This is a genomic window from Proteus vulgaris, assembly GCF_016239305.1.
GTDB classification, from domain to species: domain Bacteria; phylum Pseudomonadota; class Gammaproteobacteria; order Enterobacterales; family Enterobacteriaceae; genus Proteus; species Proteus vulgaris_C.
The window spans coordinates 1-1,085 of sequence record NZ_JAEHOQ010000059.1 but is presented as its reverse complement, the minus strand read 5'-3'; the positions used below and the strand labels follow the sequence as shown (position 1 = coordinate 1,085).

The window sequence follows — 1,085 nt, the reverse complement described above, 5'->3', positions numbered from 1 at the left end:
GTTTTAGCTAAAACTTACGGTGGTGCTGCTCGTGCATTCGATCAAATCGATAACGCACCAGAAGAAAAAGCTCGTGGTATCACCATCTCTACTTCACACGTAGAATATGACACTCCAACTCGCCACTACGCACACGTAGACTGCCCAGGTCACGCCGACTATGTTAAAAACATGATCACTGGTGCTGCGCAAATGGACGGAGCTATCCTGGTAGTTGCTGCGACTGATGGCCCAATGCCACAAACTCGTGAGCACATCCTGTTAGGTCGTCAGGTTGGTGTTCCTTACATCATCGTATTCCTGAACAAATGTGACATGGTAGATGATGAAGAGTTACTGGAATTAGTAGAAATGGAAGTTCGTGAACTTCTGTCTCAGTACGATTTCCCAGGTGACGACACTCCAGTAATCCGTGGTTCAGCGCTGAAAGCACTGGAAGGCGAAGCTGAGTGGGAAGCAAAAATTGTTGAATTAGCAGAAGCACTGGATTCATACATCCCAGAACCAGAGCGTGCAATTGACAAACCATTCCTGTTACCAATCGAAGACGTATTCTCAATCTCAGGCCGTGGTACAGTAGTAACAGGTCGTGTTGAGCGTGGTGTTGTTAAAGTTGGTGAAGAAGTTGAAATCGTTGGTATCAAACCAACCGTTAAAACAACTTGTACTGGCGTTGAAATGTTCCGTAAATTACTTGACGAAGGTCGTGCAGGTGAGAACGTTGGTGTTCTTCTGCGTGGTACTAAACGTGAAGAAATCGAACGTGGACAAGTTCTGGCTAAACCAGGTTCAATCAAGCCACACACTAAATTCGAATCAGAAGTTTATATTCTGAGCAAAGATGAAGGTGGTCGTCACACTCCATTCTTCAAAGGCTACCGTCCACAGTTCTACTTCCGTACAACTGACGTAACTGGTACTATCGAATTACCAGAAGGCGTAGAAATGGTAATGCCAGGTGACAACATCAACATGATCGTTGAACTGATTCACCCAATCGCGATGGACGACGGTTTACGTTTCGCTATCCGTGAAGGTGGCCGTACAGTAGGTGCGGGCGTTGTTGCTAAAGTATTAGGTTAATT

General features: G+C 45.6%; 1 protein-coding gene. It reads left to right on the top strand.

Annotated features, from left to right (window positions below; translation table 11 throughout):
- Window positions 1-1,083, top strand: a 1,083-nt coding sequence (gene tuf / locus JEP40_RS18935; RefSeq protein WP_198624806.1) for an elongation factor Tu, incomplete at its 5' end; no start/stop codon positions are given.
- Window positions 1,084-1,085: the final 2 nt, after the last annotated feature.